Genomic DNA, 18,729 nt, shown 5'->3' with positions numbered 1-18,729 from the left:
TCCACCAGCCTTAGCGGCTAACACGAATATTCGGATAGGGCTGAAACCGGCTTCAAAGCCGTTGCGCAGTGGACCGCCAATGTCTCAGTTGGATCAAAATGCGAAGAACTCAGAGTGAGCAAAGTCAGTCCGCTCTACCTCACCAGGCGGACCTCAATGAAAGGTGTCGCCACTTCGCTGATGGGCCAGAAGCGGACGACGAGACCGAGCGTCTTGGCATCCCCAAGGCCAACGATAAGCTCGAACTTCTCCGGTGACTGCGTCCATCTGGGCTTGCCTTACGAACCCACTGACTACACGCTACCCAAATGAGCAGATTCCACGCCCGAGGTAAGGTCGTGATCGGCGCCACGGCACTCCGTGCGCTTGTGCTGACTGCAGCTTTTTTCGCGGCGTTGTCGCCGGCCACCTGCCTTGGCGAAAACAGCAACCGCTTGCCGGCCAAGGCTACAAAGGAGCTACCACCCGAGTTGCTCTCGCTGCTCCGACAAAAGAAGATGCCAAAATACTCGCCTATCCTTGTGCGCGTCTTCAAGCAAGAGGCGGAGCTCGAAGTCTGGAAACAGGACACCACCGGCCTCTTCAAAATCCTCAAGGTGTACCCGATCTGTCGGTGGTCGGGGGATCTCGGGCCGAAACTGAAGGAGGGTGACCGTCAGGCTCCAGAGGGGTTCTATACGATTACTCCCGAGCTGATGAATCCCAACTCCGATTACCATCTCGCGATCAACGTCGGCTTTCCCAACAGCTTCGACAAGGCAAACAATCGCGACGGCAGCTTACTCATGATCCATGGCGACTGCTCATCGAGCGGTTGCTATGCCATGACCGACGAACAGATAAGCGAGATCTATTCGCTAGCGCGGGACTCCCTCGGCGGCCGACCGTCCTTTCAGGTCCAGGCTTATCCATTCCGCCTGACGCCGGCAAACCTGGCGCAGCATCGAAATAGCCCGAACCTCTCCTTCTGGAAAATGCTCAAAGTCGGCAACGATCACTTCGAGACGACGCATCTCGAACCTAAGGTGGGCGTGTGCAATCGACGCTATGTGTTCGATGCGCAAGCTCCACCAAATTCGCCGTATCCTCTCGTGTTCAGTCCCACCGATAAATGCCCCGCGTTTGTCGTGGATTCCAAAATTGCGCGGCGGGCGCTTGAGAAGCAACGTACCGACGAACTCGAATTCGCGCGATTGCTCAATGACAACGTCCCGACAGCCCCGATCTATAGCGGACTGGACGGCGGAATGAACGAGGCTTTTCTAGCAAAGTATCTGGTCAGAGTGACGCTTGCGAAAGTGATGCCGTATGCATCTTATCTGCCGCAACTGCCGCCAATCCCCTGGGTCACCAACGATAGTTCGTTGACGAGTAGATGGTTTGGCACCTCGTTCTCGAAACCGATTGCGTGTGATCTGGCTCGTTCCAGCTTCCTGTCGACCGTCGTGGAAGGAGACGACGGGTGCTAGAGCGCCCGGTCTACTTCAGGCTTGCATCCCCGCGCTCGCTATCAGCCCATGCTCCCCGGCATGAAGCAGCGCGGCTTCGGATGACCATCTAGGTAGTAAGGCCAGACCATCGTACGGCCAGCGCGGTTCGGTCCATCCACGACAGCTTCGTTCGGAACATCAACCCACTCGCCATCAAGGCGTACGCGATAGTGACCGTCCTTAGTTTCCCAATCGGCGTCATCAACGCGCTTCGCATCACTGCCATCGCAGCAAGGCCCTTTGCCACTGTGCAAGCTCTCATACCAGCTGTTCAACTCGGGGTGCTGATAATCGTGGGCGCGAGCGTGACCGATTGTAAAGATCGGCAGCATGACAGTGAATACAGCAAGCGCTGCATGCCGAAGGTGATTGTTCATCTTACTCCTAATCCCGCAGTGGAAGTCCCACACGCCGAACACGTCAAGCACGCCAAACTTGGGCCCGTAGTAGCCACTCCAGGGCCACACACATCGCCGCCCCGGCACCGCAGAGTTTAAGCTTGCTCACTCACCACCGGAATGAAAGGCCAACAGTGCTTGTGTTCTCTATGGAGATGGAGAATCGATCGACCGATTAAAGGAATATTTCGTCACATCGTTTTCAACGATGCGCGATGTCGACGCGTCGTACGATCACGAGTTCCGGCGCATGCTGAAGAAGTTGAGTTTGGCCCTAAGCAGGCCCTCCGCATCGCAACGCCCGGTCCGCAATCTCAACGACGCAGCAGTATCTCCGTCCGAGATGACAAATCCGCCTGCTCCGATCGTCAACACGCTATTAATTTCGATGTCGGCACAGTAGGCGGATATCGCTGCGACCACGACGCACGTCCGCTTCGGGTCACACCCCGAAGAACTCGGGCTGAGCATATCAAGTCTGCTTCAGCCCCAAGGAGCGGACATCTAGCGGACATGCCGGGTCGACCGCTTGGGGCCAAATCCGGACCTTCCCGTGGGCCAGGCAGAGACTTCGTTTCACATGTTCCCCAGACTCGTCAGGTGACGTAGAATGTCGTTGCCCTTAAAGTGGGATGTGCCGAAATCACCGTCTGGGCAAACGAGCAGCACTGGTGCCATCGGCAAGCACGCTCTCTTAGAAGCCGTTCTTTTTTCGGTTTCGACCACCGTTCACCACGAACTTTGCGCGCTGCTTATGCGGCGGCTCGTTCGGTAACGTCGGGAGAAAGCGATGAGCAAGATCGATCGAAGGTCCGCACTGGGAATCGCGTTGGCAGCGGCTTCGGCTGCCATGGTCAGGCCAGCCGCCGCTCAAGCCACAGGCTACAAGGATATGACGCCTTGGCCAGGTGTCGTGGTGCGTGAATATGAAGGCGAGACACCATCCCTGATCCCAGGTTTTAAGACCGTCTCAATGCGCGATGTCATCATGCAGCCGGGGGCGAAGACCATGGGGCCCCCGATGATGAATGCCATGATCTGCCATATCACCGAAGGGGAGCTTCGGCTTGAGCAGGACGGAAAGACCTTTACGGGCAAGAAGAATTTTGTCTGGACCTGCAACAAGGAAACAAAAGAACAGGCGTACAACGACGGGAATGTGGTCGCGATTATGCGGATCACGGACCTGAAAGCTTAAGGCCCATGAGGAGAAGCGGATGGCGCACGCGACGACGCGCCATCCGCCTGCAGGATCATGGATTGTTGCAATGTCACAGCCGGAGAAAAGTTCGTCCGCGCGCCAAGCTTCGGGTCACACGCTGCCATCACGACGAAACAGCACGGCATCCGCTGCAAGCCCCCAGGCTGACGTTCGCGAGCACCGCCCCGCTACGCCGTCCGCAGCACCGGCGACGGCGGCTGCGACGGCCGGAGCAGCGCGAACGCGACCTGGATGATGCCGCCGGCCAGACCGAGCGCCACGCCGATGCGCCAGGCCATGGTGTAGGAGCCGAGCGTGTCGTAGAGCACCCCTCCTCCGTAGGCGCCGAGGAAGCTGCCGATCTGGTGGCTCATGAAGGCGAGGCCCTGGATCATCGCCTGCCAGCGCAGGCCGAACATCTCGGCGACGGCGCCGGCGACCAGCGGGCCGACGCCCATCCAGAGGAAGCCCATGATCGCGCCGAACAGCAGCGTCGAGAACGACGTCGCCGGCAGCGTGAAGTACCAGGCAAGCGCGAGCGAGCGCAGGATGTAGATGCCGCCCAGCAGCGCCAGCTTGTTCCAGCGCTGGCCGGCCCAGCCGAAGAACAGCGAGCCCAGCACGTTGAAGCCGCCGATCATGCCGAGCGTCTGCGCGCTCAGCATCGGATCGAGGCCGCAGATCGCCAGATAGGACGGCAGATGCGTGGTGAGAAACACGAGCTGCATGCCGCAGACGAGATAGGCGCAGGTCATCACGACGAAGGACGCGTTGCCGAACGCCGTCTTCGCTGCCGTCGCGGCGGTGGCATCCCCGATGTCGTCGGCGGCAGGCTTCGGCAGCGGAATCGCGTCGATGCGGCCGGCATACCAGGCCGCAGGGATCATCAGCACCGACATGATCACGAAACCGGCGAGCCCGACGCGCCAGCCAAATCCTTCGTTGAGCAACTGCCCGATCGGCGCCGACAGCAGCGCGCCGAGCGAACCCGCGCCGGAGACCATGCCGAGCACGGTGGAGCGGACGGTCTCGGGCACAGCGCGCGCGGCCACCGACATCGCGATCGCCGCCGCGGTGCAGGCGAGCGAGGTGCCGATCAGCACGCCGGCGCCGATCATGATGCTGACGAGCCCGTTCGCGGTCGCCATCAGGATGAGGCCCGCGATGTACATCAGCGAGCCCACGATCATGATCGGGCGGAAGCCGTAGCGCACCGTCATCGCGCCGGCGAGCGGCTGGAGAAAGCCCCAGGCGAGGTTCTGCACGGCCAGCGCCAGCGTGAAATCCGAGATCGAAATGTGGATGTCACGCGTCAAAGGCTGCATGAAGATGCCGAGGCTCTGCCGCAGCCCCATGCTCAGCGTCAGCATGATCGAGGCGCCGATCAGGATGGGCAATGTCGGACGCAGGACCTGCAACAGGGGCATATTTTTCTCCCTCGTCGGCGCGACGCGCGCGCCGGCGTCTGCAATTCTCGATGTTTTTAGTTACACAGACCTGTGTACTTAGGCTATGAAAGGTGCACGCTGTCAAGCGAACAGGACGCACGCTGCCGCATGGCTCCCCCGCCCACACCACAGACGATGAAGGAGCGGATCCTCGAGACCGCCGACAAGCTGTTCTATCTGCAAGGCATTCGCGCCATCGGCGTCGACACCATCGCGGCCGAGATCGGCATCTCCAAGCGCACGCTCTACAACCACTTCCCCTCCAAGGACGCGCTGATCGCGGCCTATCTGGAGCGCCGTTTCGTCGCTCCGCGCCCCTCCGACAAGCCGCCGGCCGAGCAGATTCTCGGCACCTTCGATTCGCTGGAGCGGCGCTTTGCGGCCAAGGATTTTCGCGGCTGCCCGTTCGTCAATGCGGTCGCCGAGCTCGGCCCAAAGGACCGCGCCGTGAAGAAGATCGCAATCGCCTTCAAGGAAAGCCGCCGCGTCTGGTTTCGCGAGCGGTTGAACGAGCTAGGTGTTGCGGATGCGGATGCGCTCGCGACACAGCTCGTGCTCCTGGTCGACGGCTCGATCGCACAGGACCTCGTGCGCGACGACCCCGCGATGGCCCGCGCCGCGAAGGAAGCGGCGAAGGTGCTGCTGCGGAATGCGGGCGTGGATGTGGGTGGTGCGGAGAAGCCGGCAACGGCAGCCAAGCGCACGCCACACTGAGCACTGCTGCCGCATCACTCGGTGTCATCACCCACGAAAGCGGGTGATCCAGTATTCCAGAGACGGTTGTGATTGAACCGAGAGGCCGCGGCGTACTGGATTCCCCGCCTGCGCGGGGAATGACAACGGAGCTTGTGGAACAGCGGAGTTTGGGGAGAGGGCTTCGCGCAACAACCGCGCCCTGCCCGATCCTATCAAAATGCTCCTGTTTTGCCCGACGTGTCAAACGCCCGGGCAATCGGCATAGGCCCGCCTAGCTACCCGCATAAGCCATTGATCCGACTAACGCCGGCTACTGTGCATGGGGTTGTTTTCGCATTTTGATGCGCAGGCGGCCTCACGCCGCCTGCGACACCACCCGGTTACGCCCATCGTGCTTGGCGCGGTAGAGCGCGGTGTCGGCGCGCTTGAGGACGTCGGCGACCGCCTCGCCCTTCTGCTCCAGCGTGGTGAGGCCGATCGAGATCGTGACCTCGATGCGCTTGGTGCCCTTGTGGACGGCGAACGGCTCGCCCGCGATCGAACGGCGCAGGCGCTCGGCGACCATGCCGGCGACGTGCAGATCGGTCTCCGGCATTACGATGACGAACTCCTCGCCGCCGTAGCGGCAGGCCAGGTCGATGCCGCGGATCGACTTGCGCACGCGCACCGCGAACTCGCGCAGCACGTCGTCGCCGGCGTCGTGGCCGTAATTGTCGTTGATCGACTTGAAATAGTCGATGTCCAGAATCATCAGCGCCAGGGGCTTGCCGCGGGTCGAGGCTTGGTCAGCGAGCGTCGCCAGATGGCTCTCCATGTAGCGGCGATTGTGCAGGCCGGTGAGCGCATCCGTGATCGCCATCTCGATCGAGTTCTGCACGTTGTCGCGCAAATGATCGGTGTAGCGGCGGCGGCGGATCTGCGTGCGGGCGCGGGCCAGCAGCTCGGTCTTGTCGATCGGGCGCAGCAGGTAGTCGTTGACGCCGATCTCGAGGCCGCGGAGCAGGCGCGTCGAGTTCTCGGGGTCCGCGATCGCTAGGATCGGCACGTGGCGCGTGCGCTCCAGCGAGCGCGCCTGGCTGCACAGCCGCAGCCCGTCGAAATTGTTGAGGTCGAGCGAGACGATCAGCAGGTCGTAATTGCCCTCGGCGGCGTGGAACAGCGCTTCGGTCGGGTTCGGCTCGACGTCGATGGTGTGCTCCGCGGCAAGGATCGTCGCCAGCCGCTCATAGGAGGATTGACGGTCGTCGACCAGCAGAATGCGGCCGCCCCGGCCGGTGTCGGCCACGGCGCTGCGCTCGGGCGCCTGCATGCCGATCTCGAGCGAGGTGATGGCGCGCATGCGCAGCTCATCGGTCATCATCTTCAGCCGCGTCAGCGAGCGCACGCGCGCGATCAGCACGACGTCGGAGACGGGCTTGGTGAGGAAATCGTCGGCGCCGGCTTCCAGCCCGCGATTGCGGTCGGCGGGGCTGTCGAGCGCGGTGACCATCACGACGGGGATGTGGTGCGTCGCCGGATCGGTCTTGAGACGGCGGCAGACTTCAAAGCCGTCCATGTCGGGCATCATCACGTCGAGCAGGATGATGTCGCATTCGGCGCGGCTGGCCAGCGCCAGCGCCTCGGTGCCGTTCGAGGCGGTCATCACGTCGAAATATTCGGCGGACAGGCGAGCTTCGAGGAGTTTGACGTTGGCGGGAACGTCATCGACAACCAGGATACGCGCAGACACTTTGAACTCACTTCCTATCCGATAAAACGCCGGACCGTCTCAATGAATTTGCCGACCGAGATCGGCTTGGACAAATAGGCCTCGCAGCCGCCCTCGCGGATGCGCTCTTCGTCGCCCTTCATCGCGAACGCCGTGACCGCGACGACGGGAATGGCGCGCAGCTCCGGATCGTCCTTGATCCAGCGCGTGACCTCCAGGCCCGAGACCTGCGGCAATTGGATATCCATCAGCACGAGGTCGGGCCGCATCTTGCGAACGAGGTCGAGCGCCTCGTAGCCGTTGCTGGTGCCGGAGGTCTGGTAACCGTGCGCCTCCAACAGGTCGCGGAAGAGCTTCATGTTGAGCTCGTTGTCTTCCACGATCAGGACGGTCTTAGCCATCCCGCCCTCCTGATTGGCACGAAGCCCTATACATGTGACGCCTCAGGCGCCGCTCGCCGGCGCTTCGAAAACTGGATTCAAACTAGCCTCAGATTCGCTTGAGTTTCGTTAAACCCGAGGGTCGACTTTCTGCGATGTGGTTTCCAGTTGCTTGTCGGCGGTCTTGAGACTCGGGCATGATGGTTTCAAAGTAGACACCGAAAGTTAACGGAAAGGCAAACCGAACCCTTGAAAAAGCCTGTTCACAACCCTCGCGAAGTCGCTGAAATCGTTGCGATTCAGGCGCTCTCCTTCGTGGCCGGCGATCCGGAGCGGCTTGGCCTGTTCCTGGCTGAGACAGGCGTCGGTCCTGAGACCCTGCGCAATGCCGCCTCGGACCCGAATTTCCTCCTCAGCGTGCTCGATTTCGTGATGCGCGATGACGCCACCGTCAAGGCCTTTGCCTCGACCGCGGAGCTGCATCCGACCAACGTTGCTGCGGCGCGGCAGGTGCTGGGCGACGCGCTTGGCGACCCCTCCTGGGAGCGCGACGTGCCGTGAGCGTCCCCGATACGGCCGGGCCCCGCTGCTTCTGCCGGGATTGTCTGGCCGATCTGGATATGCGCGTGCGGCGCTGCTCCGCCTGCGGTTCCCCTCGCCTCGTCCGCCACCGCGCGCTCGCAGGCCTGACCATCGCCCATATCGACTGCGACGCCTTCTATGCGACGGTCGAAAAGCGCGACAATCCTGACATCGCCGACAAGCCCGTCATCATCGGCGGGGGCAAGCGCGGCGTGGTGTCGGCTGCCTGCTACATCGCCCGCACCTATGGCGTCCGCTCGGCCATGCCGATGTATAGGGCGCTCGAGGCCTGCCCGCATGCGACCGTGATCCCGCCCGACATGGCCAAGTACGTCCGTGTCGGCCGCGAGGTGCGCCAGGCCATGCAGGCGCTGACGCCGCTGGTCGAGCCGCTCTCGATCGACGAGGCCTTTCTCGATCTCTCCGGCACCGAGCGGGTGCACGGCATGGTTCCGGCCAAGGTGCTCGCGCGGTTCGCGCGTAACATCGAGCGCGACATCGGCATCTCCGTCTCGGTCGGCCTGTCCTGCAACAAGTTCCTGGCCAAGATCGCCTCCGACCTCGACAAGCCGCGCGGCTTTGCCGCGCTCGATCAGGAGGAAGCCCGTTCGATGCTGGCGGAGAAGCCGGTCGGCTTCATCTTCGGCGTCGGCCCGGCCACGCAGGAGCGCCTGGTGCAGCGCGGCTTCCGCATCATCGCCGACCTGCAAAGGGCCGACGAGATCGAGATGATGCGGCAGTTTCCGAGCGATGGCCGCAGGCTGTGGCGGCTCGCCCGCGGCATCGACGACCGCCGCGTCGAGCCCGATCGGGGCGCCAAGACGATTTCGAGCGAAACCACCTTCGAGACCGACATCCGCGATTTCGCGACGCTGGAGAAGATCCTGTGGCGGCTCTGCGAGAAGACGTCGTCGCGGCTGAAGAGCAGCGAGCTTGCCGGCTCGACCGTCACGCTGAAGCTGAAGACCGCCGATTTCCGCCAGCGCACCCGCTCGCAGTCGATCGCAGGCCCGACGCAGCTTGCCGCCAAGATCTTCTCGATCTGCCGCGAGATGCTGGCGAAAGAGATCGACGGCACAGCCTTCCGCCTGATGGGCGCCGGCGTCAGCGCGCTGCGCGAAGGCTCGCCCGCCGACGACACCGATATGCTCGACCGCCGTGCTGCGCATGCCGAGCGCGCGGTGGACAGTCTGCGCAAGAAGTTCGGCAACTCCGCCGTCATTCGCGGCATCGCGTATGATGGCCCTGAAACAGGACAGCAGGAGTGATCGATCCCTGCTCAATTCAGTCGCGTTCGAAGATCCGTGCACCCGGATAGACACGCCGGGCATACTGAATGACCAACTGCCGATCCTGACTCGCCAGGAACGGCGTTCGGATCTGACAAGACCCGACGATGAGGTGCCACAGGCCGTTGAGCTTTCCAATCATGACGTTCATTTGAGCTTCCTCGCAGTGACCCGAGTAGACTCAAATTGTAAGAATCTCCGGCCGTCGCTCAATTGTACCAGCGTAAGGTCAGCGTATGAGAAGGATTGGAAGAGATATACAAAGGTATGTTGGCAGGCCCCTGTCAGGTTCCGGCGTTGATGGGTTTCGCAAGGGCTGTACGCATCCGAACGCGCTGAGAGGCTGACCATCGTGACAGGCGAACGCGACCTCGACGCGCTGTTGAGAAACATGAAGCCGGAGCTGCTGGACGGCACCTTCGTGTTTTGCACGATCCCACCCAACGAGCCCGTTCCCGCAGCGGTCAACCCGCTGCTGACGTTTCGCGAGCAGGAAGGAACCACGCTGGTGATCCTGCGCGAAGAAGCCGAGGCGTCAGGCTTACGCTACACGTTCGCCTCGCGCCTGATCACCCTGACGGTACACTCCGCGCTCGATGCGGTGGGCTTCCTGGCTGCAGTCACGGCGCGCCTGGCCGAAGCCGGCATCAGCGTGAATGCGGTGTCGGCCTTCCACCACGATCATCTTTTCGTACCTGCCGACAGGGCCGATGAAGCGATGGCTGTTTTGCGAGCTATGTCCGCAGCAAAGTAAGATGGGTAGAGCGAAGCGAAACCCATCGAGCTCTTCCTGCGCAACAAGGGTGATGGGTTTCGCTCCGCTCTACCCATCCTGCGGTCGTTTCAATCCGCGACTGCGATCGCCTCGATCTCGATCAGCCATTCCGGCGCGGCGAGCGCGGAGACGCCGACGAGGGTGCTGGCCGGCGGCTCCATGCCTTCGAAGAAGGCCGAGCGGGCCTTGCCGATGATCGGGCGCAGCTCCGGCTTGTAGTTCACCACGAAGGTCGTGATCTTGACGATGTTGGCGTAGGTCGCGCCGGCCGCCTTCAACGCATGGCCGAGATTCTGCATCACCTGCGTCGTCTGCGCGGCAATATCGCCCTCGCCGACGATCCGCCCTTCCTCGTCCACCGACACCTGGCCGGAGATGTAGATCGTACGCGCACCGGAAGCGGTGACGACGTGGGAATAGGCCGGATTGTGATGTAGGCCGCTGGGGCGGAGATGGTCGAGCTTGGGCATGGTGCTTGCCTCCCGGGTTTGTGGTTGGGAGGAAGCGTAGCCGGAGAGCGAGCGGAGGGCTAGTCTCGCCCCTCAATTGCAGGGCTTGCTGTCCTTCGCGTCGAACTTGCCCATCGCGCCGGAAATCACGAAATCGTTGTAATCGAGCACGAGTTGGCGCGAAACGCCGTTTTCGTAGAGCTCGAACGCCATCGCGTAGACCGGCGTCTGCTCGCCTTCCTTCTGCTGGGACTCGCGGTCGAAATAGCTGACGGTAACCGGCCAGCGCTTGAGCGACTTCATGTGCTCGTCCGTGGTCGACGGGTCGGCCGAGGTGGCGCGCTCGGCGGGAATCGGCTGACCGATCACGGTCAGCGTATTGTAGACCTTCTGGCCGTCATCGGAGCCGTCATACACCGACAGCTCGAGCAGCGATTTGCCGTCCTTGGCGGCGGCAATGATGCGCTGGATCTGCTCGGTCGGGAACACGATCTTGCCGTCAAGCGTGAAATTCTTCGGCGCCGGCAGCTTCAGCTTGACGTTGATGTGGTCGCCGTCGCGCTCGGCCGAACCGTCGACCCGGCCGGCATCGGTCTCGTTCATCCGCGTCTCGATCTTGAAGCGGTAGCTTTTTCCCGCGGCGTCCTCCCAGGAGTTGGAGCGGAGGTCGCTCAGCGTGATCTTGCCCTCGCCGCTGTCGAGCTCGGAGACCTGGCGGAATTCGGAGGTGTAGCCCTCGCACGAACTTCCCGTGAAATTGTAGAGGATGCGGCCGCGCGCGCTGTTGATCGAATTGGAGCGCGATTTGACCAGGCTGAGGTCATAGAGCGCTTGGTGCGCAAGGAACGGACCGCTGGCCGCCTGCGCTCCATCGCCTGCGCCGAAAGCAGCCGCCGCGAGCGCCATCACACCGAGCGAAGTCCGGAAAAGGTGCACCATGTGTCATCCCTGGGGAAAGCGCAGATTCGACATTTTAATGACCGTTCCATTGCGTCGCAACTGAGGCCGTTTCACGTAAAGTTGCGGCCCCCGCCTTGAACCTGCTGCCTGGCCACAACAAAATGCAGTCGCTCCGGTTGCTTGCATGTGACGGCACGATGGGCGAAACAGGGCGCGCCCGGCCTCCAAATGGACGCAGCCGGGCGGATGAAATTTGGACAACGAGGTCGAACATGGCGGGCACGGTCGAGCAGAAGCTGGCGGAACAGGGCATCAAGCTGCACGAGGCCCCTACCCCTGTCGCCAATTACGTGCCGTTCGTGCGCACCGGTAACCTGCTGTTCGTCTCCGGCCAGGTCTGTTTCGACCCCGCCGGCAAGCTGATCGCCAAGGGCAAGCTCGGTGCCGGCGTTTCGATCGAGGAAGGCGCTGCCGCAGCACGCGGCTGCGCCGTCAACCTGCTGGCCCAGGTCAAGGCGGCGCTCGGCGACCTCGACAAGGTCGTGCGCGTGGTGCGCCTCGGCGGCTTCATCAACTCGGCACCCGACTTCCTGGACGGACCGAAGGTGCTCAACGGCGCCTCCGACCTGATGGTCGCCGCCTTCGGTGACAAGGGCCGCCATGCCCGCACCACCGTCGGCGTCGCCTCGCTGCCCGCGGATGCGGCGGTCGAGGTCGAAGGCGTGTTCGAGGTCGCCTGACACGGAGCTGACGGCGTTGCGCGCTCCTGATTGGCTGACAGCCCGGCCGGTCGCCCATCGCGGCCTGCATGACATTTCCCGTGGCATCGTCGAGAACATGCCGGGGGCGGTGCAGGCTGCGATCGCAGGCAATTTCTCGATCGAGGTAGACATCCAGCTCTCCGCCGACGGCGAGGCCATGGTGCACCATGACCACGCGCTCGGCCGCCTCACCGAGGCCACCGGCGAGGTGGTTTTGAAGACCGCGGCCGAGCTGAAGGCGGTCAAGTTCAAGGACACGGACGAGCGGATGATGTCGCTGTCCGACCTCTGCGCCATGGTCGCCGGCCGCGTGCCGCTGGTGATCGAGGTGAAGAGCCATTTTGGCGGCGACCGCAAGCTGGTGAAGCGGATGGCCGAGGTGCTGGCGTCGTATCAGGGCTCCGCCGTCGGCATGTCGTTCGATCCCGACCAGGTGCTGGCGCTGCGCGAATTGCTCCCCTCCCGCCCGCGCGGCATCGTTGCGCAGCGGACCTACGAGGACGAGTACTGGGCGAAGCTGACGCAGGCGCAGCGCGACAGCATGCTGTATCTGCGCCACGGCTTTCAGACCCAGCCGCATTTCGTCGCCTTCAAGGTTGACCACCTGCCGGCCCCCGCCCCCTGGATCGCCCGCAACGTCCTCGGCTGCGCCCTGCTCGGCTGGACCGTGCGCACCCCGGAGCAGCGGACGCGGGTCGGACAATATGCGGATCAGATGATCTTTGAGGGGTTCGTGCCGTAGGGCTTGCGCACCCCCGCTCTCGTGTCCCGGACGCGCTGCAACGCGCAGCGTTGCTGTGCAGAGCCGGGACCCAGAAGGCGGCACGCTATGCGGAGAGATGGGCCCCGGCTCTGCATCGCGCCGCTGCGCGCTGCGATGCGTCCGGGGCACGTGAGAGCTCGGTTCCCGCCTCTTGAAGTCGCTGCTGCAATGCACGATCTTGGGCACGATGGCATTATCTGAAATCACACTCGAGGCTGTACCCTCGATTGGCGAGGTATCTGCCGAGGATTGGGACGCCTGTGCCAATCCCGACAAGGCTTGCAACGGGCATGGCGCGGGAACTTCATCCGGGCTTCCAGGCGATTCCCTCGGCCTCTCAAAAACCGCTTATAACCCGTTCGTCTCGCACGCGTTTTTATCCGCGATTGAGAAATCGGGTTCAGCAACCATCCGCACCGGCTGGGGGCCGCGGCATCTGGTGGCCAAGGTCGATGGCCGCGTCGCCGGGGTCGTGCCCTGTTATCTGAAATCGCATTCCCAAGGCGAATACGTCTTCGACCGCGGCTGGGCGGATGCCTATGAGCGCGCCGGTGGACGGTACTATCCGAAGCTCCAGGTCTCGGTTCCCTTCACCCCGGCCACAGGGCCCCGGCTGCTGGTCCGCGACGGCGTCGATCGCGAGCGCATCGCTGAAGCGCTTGCAAGCGGGCTGGTGGCGCTGTGCGGCGTCAGCAAGGCCTCCTCGGTGCACGTGACCTTCGCGCGTGAGACGGAGTGGAAGCGGCTCGCCGGACACGGCTTCCTCCAGCGCACCGATCAGCAGTTCCACTGGCATAACGAGGGATTTGCGACCTTCGACGATTTCCTCACCACGCTCAATTCGCGCCACCGCAAGTCGATCAAGCGCGAGCGGCGCGATGCGCTTGCCACCGGCATCACCATCCACTGGCTCACCGGCAGCGACATCACCGAGGATGCCTGGGACGCCTTCTTCGAATTCTACATGGAGACCGGGTCGCGCAAATGGGGCCGGCCTTATCTCACGCGCGAATTCTTCTCGCTGATCGGCGAGACCATGAGCCAGGACGTGCTGCTGGTGATGGCCCGCCGCAACGGCCGCTGGATCGCGGGCGCGATCAACTTCATCGGCTCGGATACGCTGTTCGGCCGCAACTGGGGCGCGGTCGAGCATCATCCGTTCCTGCATTTCGAGGTTTGCTACTATCAGGCGATCGATTTCGCGATCAAACACGGCCTCGACAACGTCGAGGCCGGCGCGCAGGGCGAGCACAAGATCGCGCGCGGCTACCTGCCGCGGACGACCCATTCCGCCCACTTCATCGCCGATCCCGGCCTGCGCCGCGCCATCGACGATTACCTCAAGCGCGAGCGCGCCTATGTCGCCGAGGCCGGACGGGAGCTGGCCGAGCTCGGCCCGTTCCGCAAAGGCGTCGACGAGGCGCCTTGACGGTTTGCCACGGCTGATGACAGTAAGCGCAAAATTCGAGGAGCCGCCGCCATGACCGCCTACGACCCCAACAACATCTTCGCGAAGATCCTGCGCGGCGAGTTTTCCTGCCACAAGGTCTATGAGGACGAGCATGTGTTTGCCTTCCTCGACATCATGCCGCGGGTATCGGGCCATACGCTGGTGATCCCGAAGGCCCCTGCCCGCAACATCCTCGACATCAAGCCTGACGACTACGCCCACGTCGCCCGGGGCGCGCACAAGATCGCGGCCGCTGCGATGAAAGCGTTCGAGGCCGACGGCATCACCGTGCAGCAGTTCAACGAGCCCGCCGGCGGCCAGGTGGTGTTTCATCTCCACATGCACGTGATGCCGCGCCACGACGGCGTGGCCATGCTGCCACCCGCCAGCCGCAAGGAAGACGTCAAGGTCCTGGAAGAGAACGCGGCCAAGCTGATCGCGGCGCTGAAGGCGGGATAGCGCCACAGACACTCCGTCATTGCGAGCGCAGGGAAGCAATCCAGACTGCCTCCGCGGAAACAGTCTGGATTGCTTCGTCGCAAGAGCTCCTCGCAATGACGAGGTCAGGGCGAGCGCCCCTCACTCCGTCTGAAAATCCCCTGCCTGCGGGGCGGCCAGCGGCGTGAATTCGCAACGATCTGGCTTGATGTCGATCAGCGGCGTGTTGTCGATGCAGTCGAGCCCGCGCACCAGAATGGCATTGCCCTCGATGCCGACGAGCTTGACGATCGAGGTGCCGATCGGGTTGGGCCGGACCGGTGAGCGCAGCGAAAACGTGCCGCGGGTCTTCTCGTTGTTCTTCGGGCTTTGCAGGACGATGTCGCGGCGCGACTTGTCGAGCCAGTAGAGCACCTCGAGATTGCTGTAGAAATCGACGCCCTTGATGGCCGGCACGAACGGCTCGAAGATCTCGAGCCGGCACACCGGGCCGTCCTGACGCCCCTGTCGCGGCGTCTCCATCCGCGAGGTCCAGGGCGTGCGGATGCGGCCGATGAAGACGAGGCCGGCATCCTCCGTCGACGGCAGCTCGATGGCGACCTCGCCCTCGCGGAGCTCGTTTTCGCGAACCATATTTCCCGTTCCTTGCTGTTCGCCGGTGGTTTTAGCCTAACCACCACTTTCCGGCCAGCATGAAGACTTCGCCTGTCACCACGCCTGCGAAGATCGAGCGGCGGGTCAGCAGGAAGGCGACGAGGCCTGCGCCGACCGCGCCATAGCGCAAGACGTCCGGCACGCTGGCGAGCGCCCCCGGCGGCTCCACCACGATCTGGGCGATGACGCCGGCCAGGATGGCGGTGGCGACCGCCCTCACCCAGACCAGCAGCTCCGAGCCCTCGTCGATGCCGCCGCCGAACCACAGGCCCAGCATGCGCCATATCTGGTTGGGAACAACGCCCGCAACGAACAGCACGACGAGTGCGTGCCAGTCGCCGATGAGCTGCGCAAAGCTCATGCGCGCACCTCCCGCCACCAATGCACGCCATAAGCGATCGTGCCGGCCACCAAACCGCTGACGAGAATGTCGAGCCCGGAGTTCATCTTCGCGGCCAGCGGATAGAGCAGAACCCCGAGCGTTAGCGCGACGACGTCGGCGACCTCGCGACTGTTGCGCGCGGTCGAAAACAGGAACGACAGCGGCGTCAGCATCAGGATCGCGGCGCCTAGCGTCTGCGTCAGGTTGGCGGCAAGGAAATAGCCGACCGTGTTGGCGGTGAGACACACGGAGACCAGACCAAAACCAAGTCCGTTGACGAAGGCGATGCGCCGCTCGCGCGGCACCTGCGGCAGGAAGCGATGGCATTCGACCCACAGTGTCACCGCCGTAAGATGCGCGGCGAAGAACAGCTCGCGCCGCTTGGTCGTCGGCGTGCGCATCAGGGGCAGCACCGAGACCACCATCGGAAACAGCCGGATCGCGCTGACGGTGACCGCGATCGCCGATTGGATGATGGTCGCGCCGGAGCCGAGCGTGGTGATCAGAATGATCTGCGCGGGGCCCGCCCAGACGAACAGCGTCGAGCAGAGCGCCCAGAGCAGGCTGAAATGGGTGTCATGGGCGAGCGCGCCGATGCCGAGATAGGTCGCGAACAGGACAAGCGTGAGGATCGTCTGCGTGATCGAACGCAGTCCCCACGCAAACGCGCGCCAGGAACTTTGCCATTGAGGGGAATCGAGCGGAGGAAGCGCCACGGGAGTCTTTGGCCGGATTGCGGAATCGTGCCCGCATAACGGGCAATGCCGTGGCTGGCGTCAAGGAAGCGCGCGGCGGGGCTGGCATGCGCGCGCGCGCAGACGCGCCTACCCGCTCACACCCCGGTTCTTCAGCACGAAGCAGGCACCGCCGGCCTTGCGGATGCGGTTGCACAGATCATCCGCCTCACTCCTCGTGTCCGCGCCGATGCGCACCTGGTAGAACGCGCGCGTACCGCGGCTGCGCATCACCGAGCTTAGCAGGCTCGGATCGCGGTCGCCGATCACGGTGTTTAGCCGCGTGACGGCGCGGGAATACATCGCCAGCGCCCTGTTGCGGTCGAAGCCGGCAGCGAGCTGTACCCCCCAGACCTTTGCGGCGGCGAGCTCGACATGCTGTTCGAGCTCGGCCACAAAGGCATTTGGCGCGCGCTTCAGAAGCGCCATGAGATCGCGGCAGCTCGTCGGCGGCGAACTCGGCGGTCCCTTGCCGGTCGCTCCCGCCTTGGCCCACGCGTCAACGCTCGTGCCGGTGATGGCATAGACGTAGTTGCGGGTCTGCTCCGGCATGCCGCCGGTGCCGGCGAGCCATTCCTGCACCCGGCGCGGCCCGGCGTTGTAGGCAGCAGCCGCAAGACCGAGATTGCCGAACTGGTTGCGCAGCTCGTTCAAGAACTCCGCCGACTTCGGCAGCGCCTGTACCGGATTGAAGGGATTGAGCAGCCCGCGCTCGCTCGCAGTGCCCGGCATGAACTGCGCGATCCCCTGCGCATGCTCGCCGCTGCGCGTCATAGGCCCCACGGCATCGGCCTGGAATCGGCTTTCCTGCCAGATCACGCGGGCGAAGAATTCCAGCGGCAGATTGGCATCCCGTGCGGCGGCCTCGACGATCAGGCAGATCGATTCCCGCGTATCGCTCTCGCGCGCAGCGGCCGGATTCGCCGGTGGCATCGCAAGCTCCTCGACGCTGGGGACGGCGATATTGGTCTTCGCGGGCGAGCTGTCCCACGCCACCACCCGTGTCGCCGAGACGAGCAGTGCGGCGATGATGAGTGATGCAATTCGCGTCAGCCGTGCCCAAGCAGCGCTGTGGCGCGCTCCGGCGCGGCATGCAACAAGATGATCTGCCATGTTGTGGCATCGTGCCATGGTTCGACGAGTTGCCAATATATGCTGTTTGACCCGCTTCTCCCAATGCGCTGCCCCGCCCCAGGGATCCGCGCGATCCTCGTCCTCGTAGCCCTCGTCCTGTCCGCCGCGCCCGCCATGGCGCAAGTCAACTGGCGGATGACCACGGAATATCCGCAAAACAACATTTCCGGGATCGGGCTCACCAGTTTCGCCGATCGCGTCGCGGCGCGCACAAACGGTTTCGTGACCGTAGCTAGCGCTTTCGACAACGAGCTCAAGATCAACTCGGGCGAAATGCCGCGCGCCGCGCTGGATGGTCGCATCGCCGGCGGCGACGCCTTCGCGGGCGCGCTTTCGGGCCTCGACCCGGTGCTCGGATTGTCCACCCTGCCCTTTCTGGTGCAGTCCGTCGACCTCGCCCGCGCCACCAATCTGCGGGCGCGCCCGCTCTACGAGAAGGCGCTCGCGGCGCGCGGCCTGAAGCTGCTCTACGTCACGATCTGGCCGGCCACGGGCCTCTGGTCGGACCATGCGCTGGAAGGCGCCGACGCCCTGCCGAGACTGAATTTGCGGGCCTACGACGCCAACTCCGGCGAGGTCATGCGCGCGGCCGGCGCGAATGCACAGTTCCTGCCGATGGACGCGGCACTCGCTGGCCTCAGGGAGCACCGGCTGAATGCGTTCCTGACCTCCGGCGACGGCGGCGCGGGACGCAAGCTCTGGGACTTCCTGCCCTACTTCACAGCGATCAACTACGCGATGCCGGTCTCGATCGCCTTCGTCCGCAGCGACGCATTTGCCGAACTGTCCGAGCCGGTGCAGCGCGAGGTCCTGGCCGCGGCGGCCGAGACCGAGCAAAGCCAATTCGCGCTATTGACCCATCGCACCATCGAAAATTATGCGCGCATGCGCGACAACGGCGTCCGCATCGCCGAGCCGGCGCCGGCGTCCCTCGTCGCCGCGCTCCGGAAAGCGGCAACGCCCGCGATCGCCACCTGGGAGACGCAGGCGGGCGCCGATGCCGCGGCGATCGTCGAATGGGCGAGACAGCAATAGGGCGAGCCGTGGCGGCCGCCGGCTTGCCACAGCGGTGCTGCGTTGAAATGTCCGCCAGTCCC

General features: G+C 63.8%; 22 protein-coding genes. 11 read left to right on the top strand and 11 right to left on the bottom strand.

The annotated features are described in order from the left end of the window. Positions 1-338: 338 nt before the first annotated feature. Positions 339-1,469, top strand: coding sequence for a L,D-transpeptidase family protein (locus tag AB7G19_RS18465; protein WP_166342126.1), 1,131 nt, complete (start codon positions 339-341; stop codon positions 1,467-1,469). A gap of 41 nt (positions 1,470-1,510) precedes the next feature. On the opposite strand, the gene AB7G19_RS18460 is transcribed toward AB7G19_RS18465, so the two are convergent. Then, positions 1,511-1,867 (bottom strand): hypothetical protein, encoded by a 357-nt coding sequence (locus tag AB7G19_RS18460; RefSeq protein WP_223154002.1) that lies wholly within the window; start codon positions 1,865-1,867, stop codon positions 1,511-1,513. A gap of 811 nt (positions 1,868-2,678) precedes the next feature. Here AB7G19_RS18460 and AB7G19_RS18455 point away from each other — a divergent pair. Continuing rightward, positions 2,679-3,086, top strand: a complete 408-nt coding sequence (locus AB7G19_RS18455; protein WP_135217314.1) for a hypothetical protein — start codon at positions 2,679-2,681, stop codon at positions 3,084-3,086. Between the two features lie 191 nt (positions 3,087-3,277). On the opposite strand, the gene AB7G19_RS18450 is transcribed toward AB7G19_RS18455, so the two are convergent. Then, the gene (locus AB7G19_RS18450) at positions 3,278-4,516 is read right to left on the bottom strand and encodes an MFS transporter (protein WP_166342127.1); all 1,239 of its coding nucleotides are present in this window, start codon (positions 4,514-4,516) and stop codon (positions 3,278-3,280) included. A gap of 129 nt (positions 4,517-4,645) precedes the next feature. Between AB7G19_RS18450 and AB7G19_RS18445 the strand changes: the two genes are divergently transcribed. Further along, on the top strand, positions 4,646-5,251 hold the full coding sequence (locus AB7G19_RS18445) for a TetR/AcrR family transcriptional regulator (RefSeq protein WP_283016776.1): 606 nt from the start codon (positions 4,646-4,648) through the stop codon (positions 5,249-5,251). A gap of 337 nt (positions 5,252-5,588) precedes the next feature. On the opposite strand, the gene AB7G19_RS18440 is transcribed toward AB7G19_RS18445, so the two are convergent. Beyond that, positions 5,589-6,962: a PleD family two-component system response regulator gene (locus AB7G19_RS18440; protein WP_028150565.1), complete on the bottom strand. Its 1,374-nt coding sequence runs from the start codon at positions 6,960-6,962 to the stop codon at positions 5,589-5,591. Between the two features lie 14 nt (positions 6,963-6,976). Further along, positions 6,977-7,342: a response regulator gene (locus tag AB7G19_RS18435; RefSeq protein WP_008566616.1), complete on the bottom strand. Its 366-nt coding sequence runs from the start codon at positions 7,340-7,342 to the stop codon at positions 6,977-6,979. Between the two features lie 228 nt (positions 7,343-7,570). Here AB7G19_RS18435 and AB7G19_RS18430 point away from each other — a divergent pair, with 228 nt between their 5' ends. Together AB7G19_RS18430 and AB7G19_RS18425 are read left to right on the top strand one after the other, a co-directional pair. Then, the gene (locus tag AB7G19_RS18430) at positions 7,571-7,882 is read left to right on the top strand and encodes a DUF3572 domain-containing protein (protein WP_028150563.1); all 312 of its coding nucleotides are present in this window, start codon (positions 7,571-7,573) and stop codon (positions 7,880-7,882) included. Then, on the top strand, positions 7,879-9,171 hold the full coding sequence (locus AB7G19_RS18425) for a DNA polymerase IV (protein WP_354113668.1): 1,293 nt from the start codon (positions 7,879-7,881) through the stop codon (positions 9,169-9,171). The genes AB7G19_RS18430 and AB7G19_RS18425 overlap by 4 nt, the downstream gene beginning before the upstream one ends. Before the next feature lie 16 nt (positions 9,172-9,187). Here AB7G19_RS18425 and AB7G19_RS18420 read toward each other — a convergent pair whose 3' ends face one another. Next, positions 9,188-9,343, bottom strand: coding sequence for a hypothetical protein (locus AB7G19_RS18420; RefSeq protein ID WP_166097113.1), 156 nt, complete (start codon positions 9,341-9,343; stop codon positions 9,188-9,190). A gap of 201 nt (positions 9,344-9,544) precedes the next feature. On the opposite strand from AB7G19_RS18420, the gene AB7G19_RS18415 reads away from it, so the two are divergent. Then, entirely contained in the window at positions 9,545-9,946 is a 402-nt protein-coding gene (locus AB7G19_RS18415) for an ACT domain-containing protein (RefSeq protein ID WP_166342130.1), read from the top strand. A gap of 89 nt (positions 9,947-10,035) precedes the next feature. Here the strand turns inward: AB7G19_RS18415 and AB7G19_RS18410 are convergent, their stop codons facing one another. Both AB7G19_RS18410 and AB7G19_RS18405 read right to left on the bottom strand, forming a co-directional pair. Next, positions 10,036-10,437 carry a RidA family protein gene (locus tag AB7G19_RS18410; protein ID WP_166342131.1) on the bottom strand — a complete coding sequence of 134 codons (402 nt, stop codon included), beginning with the start codon at positions 10,435-10,437 and terminating at the stop codon, positions 10,036-10,038. Positions 10,438-10,509: 72 nt separating this feature from the next. Then, on the bottom strand, positions 10,510-11,355 hold the full coding sequence (locus AB7G19_RS18405; protein ID WP_166342132.1) for a cell envelope integrity EipB family protein: 846 nt from the start codon (positions 11,353-11,355) through the stop codon (positions 10,510-10,512). Between the two features lie 233 nt (positions 11,356-11,588). Between AB7G19_RS18405 and AB7G19_RS18400 the strand changes: the two genes are divergently transcribed. The 4 genes from AB7G19_RS18400 (at position 11,589) to AB7G19_RS18385 (ending at position 14,749) form a co-directional block, all read left to right on the top strand. Further along, positions 11,589-12,056 (top strand): RidA family protein, encoded by a 468-nt coding sequence (locus tag AB7G19_RS18400; protein WP_008130072.1) that lies wholly within the window; start codon positions 11,589-11,591, stop codon positions 12,054-12,056. 16 nt (positions 12,057-12,072) lie between these two features. Then, positions 12,073-12,819, top strand: a complete 747-nt coding sequence (locus AB7G19_RS18395; protein WP_166342133.1) for a glycerophosphodiester phosphodiesterase — start codon at positions 12,073-12,075, stop codon at positions 12,817-12,819. A 208-nt stretch (positions 12,820-13,027) separates the two neighbouring features. Next, positions 13,028-14,269, top strand: a complete 1,242-nt coding sequence (locus AB7G19_RS18390; protein ID WP_166342134.1) for a GNAT family N-acetyltransferase — start codon at positions 13,028-13,030, stop codon at positions 14,267-14,269. Positions 14,270-14,320: 51 nt separating this feature from the next. Next, positions 14,321-14,749: an HIT domain-containing protein gene (locus AB7G19_RS18385; protein WP_063982784.1), complete on the top strand. Its 429-nt coding sequence runs from the start codon at positions 14,321-14,323 to the stop codon at positions 14,747-14,749. 120 nt (positions 14,750-14,869) lie between these two features. On the opposite strand, the gene tsaA is transcribed toward AB7G19_RS18385, so the two are convergent. The 4 genes from tsaA to AB7G19_RS18365 form a co-directional block, all read right to left on the bottom strand. Continuing rightward, entirely contained in the window at positions 14,870-15,361 is a 492-nt protein-coding gene (gene tsaA, locus AB7G19_RS18380; protein WP_014494668.1) for a tRNA (N6-threonylcarbamoyladenosine(37)-N6)-methyltransferase TrmO, read from the bottom strand. A gap of 31 nt (positions 15,362-15,392) precedes the next feature. After that, entirely contained in the window at positions 15,393-15,743 is a 351-nt protein-coding gene (locus tag AB7G19_RS18375) for an AzlD domain-containing protein (RefSeq protein WP_063982782.1), read from the bottom strand. Then, positions 15,740-16,480 (bottom strand): AzlC family ABC transporter permease, encoded by a 741-nt coding sequence (locus tag AB7G19_RS18370; RefSeq protein WP_063982781.1) that lies wholly within the window; start codon positions 16,478-16,480, stop codon positions 15,740-15,742. Before AB7G19_RS18370 ends, AB7G19_RS18375 begins: the two co-directional genes overlap by 4 nt. A gap of 108 nt (positions 16,481-16,588) precedes the next feature. Continuing rightward, positions 16,589-17,611: a lytic transglycosylase domain-containing protein gene (locus AB7G19_RS18365; RefSeq protein WP_283016778.1), complete on the bottom strand. Its 1,023-nt coding sequence runs from the start codon at positions 17,609-17,611 to the stop codon at positions 16,589-16,591. A 39-nt stretch (positions 17,612-17,650) separates the two neighbouring features. Here AB7G19_RS18365 and AB7G19_RS18360 point away from each other — a divergent pair, with 39 nt between their 5' ends. Next, on the top strand, positions 17,651-18,667 hold the full coding sequence (locus AB7G19_RS18360; RefSeq protein WP_283016779.1) for a TRAP transporter substrate-binding protein: 1,017 nt from the start codon (positions 17,651-17,653) through the stop codon (positions 18,665-18,667). Positions 18,668-18,729 lie beyond the last annotated feature (62 nt).

It is taken from the genome of Bradyrhizobium sp. 215_C5_N1_1, assembly GCF_052075935.1.
GTDB classification, from domain to species: Bacteria; Pseudomonadota; Alphaproteobacteria; order Rhizobiales; family Xanthobacteraceae; genus Bradyrhizobium; species Bradyrhizobium barranii.
Note: the sequence above shows the minus strand (reverse complement) of the source record. Positions and strands in the feature narration are given on the sequence as shown.

Bases quoted from the DNA above. Each gene is read 5' to 3' on its own strand.
- AB7G19_RS18375 (WP_063982782.1), bottom strand. From the start codon at position 15,743: ATGAGCTTTGCGCAGCTCATCGGCGACTGGCACGCACTCGTCGTGCTG.
- tsaA (WP_014494668.1), bottom strand. From the start codon at position 15,361: ATGGTTCGCGAAAACGAGCTCCGCGAGGGCGAGGTCGCCATCGAGCTG.
- AB7G19_RS18445 (WP_283016776.1), top strand. From the start codon at position 4,646: ATGGCTCCCCCGCCCACACCACAGACGATGAAGGAGCGGATCCTCGAG.
- AB7G19_RS18365 (WP_283016778.1), bottom strand. From the start codon at position 17,611: ATGGCAGATCATCTTGTTGCATGCCGCGCCGGAGCGCGCCACAGCGCT.
- AB7G19_RS18360 (WP_283016779.1), top strand. From the start codon at position 17,651: ATGCTGTTTGACCCGCTTCTCCCAATGCGCTGCCCCGCCCCAGGGATC.
- AB7G19_RS18405 (WP_166342132.1), bottom strand. From the start codon at position 11,355: ATGGTGCACCTTTTCCGGACTTCGCTCGGTGTGATGGCGCTCGCGGCG.
- AB7G19_RS18410 (WP_166342131.1), bottom strand. From the start codon at position 10,437: ATGCCCAAGCTCGACCATCTCCGCCCCAGCGGCCTACATCACAATCCG.
- AB7G19_RS18435 (WP_008566616.1), bottom strand. From the start codon at position 7,342: ATGGCTAAGACCGTCCTGATCGTGGAAGACAACGAGCTCAACATGAAG.
- AB7G19_RS18450 (WP_166342127.1), bottom strand. From the start codon at position 4,516: ATGCCCCTGTTGCAGGTCCTGCGTCCGACATTGCCCATCCTGATCGGC.
- AB7G19_RS18420 (WP_166097113.1), bottom strand. From the start codon at position 9,343: ATGAACGTCATGATTGGAAAGCTCAACGGCCTGTGGCACCTCATCGTC.
- AB7G19_RS18385 (WP_063982784.1), top strand. From the start codon at position 14,321: ATGACCGCCTACGACCCCAACAACATCTTCGCGAAGATCCTGCGCGGC.
- AB7G19_RS18390 (WP_166342134.1), top strand. From the start codon at position 13,028: ATGGCATTATCTGAAATCACACTCGAGGCTGTACCCTCGATTGGCGAG.
- AB7G19_RS18460 (WP_223154002.1), bottom strand. From the start codon at position 1,867: ATGAACAATCACCTTCGGCATGCAGCGCTTGCTGTATTCACTGTCATG.
- AB7G19_RS18400 (WP_008130072.1), top strand. From the start codon at position 11,589: ATGGCGGGCACGGTCGAGCAGAAGCTGGCGGAACAGGGCATCAAGCTG.
- AB7G19_RS18455 (WP_135217314.1), top strand. From the start codon at position 2,679: ATGAGCAAGATCGATCGAAGGTCCGCACTGGGAATCGCGTTGGCAGCG.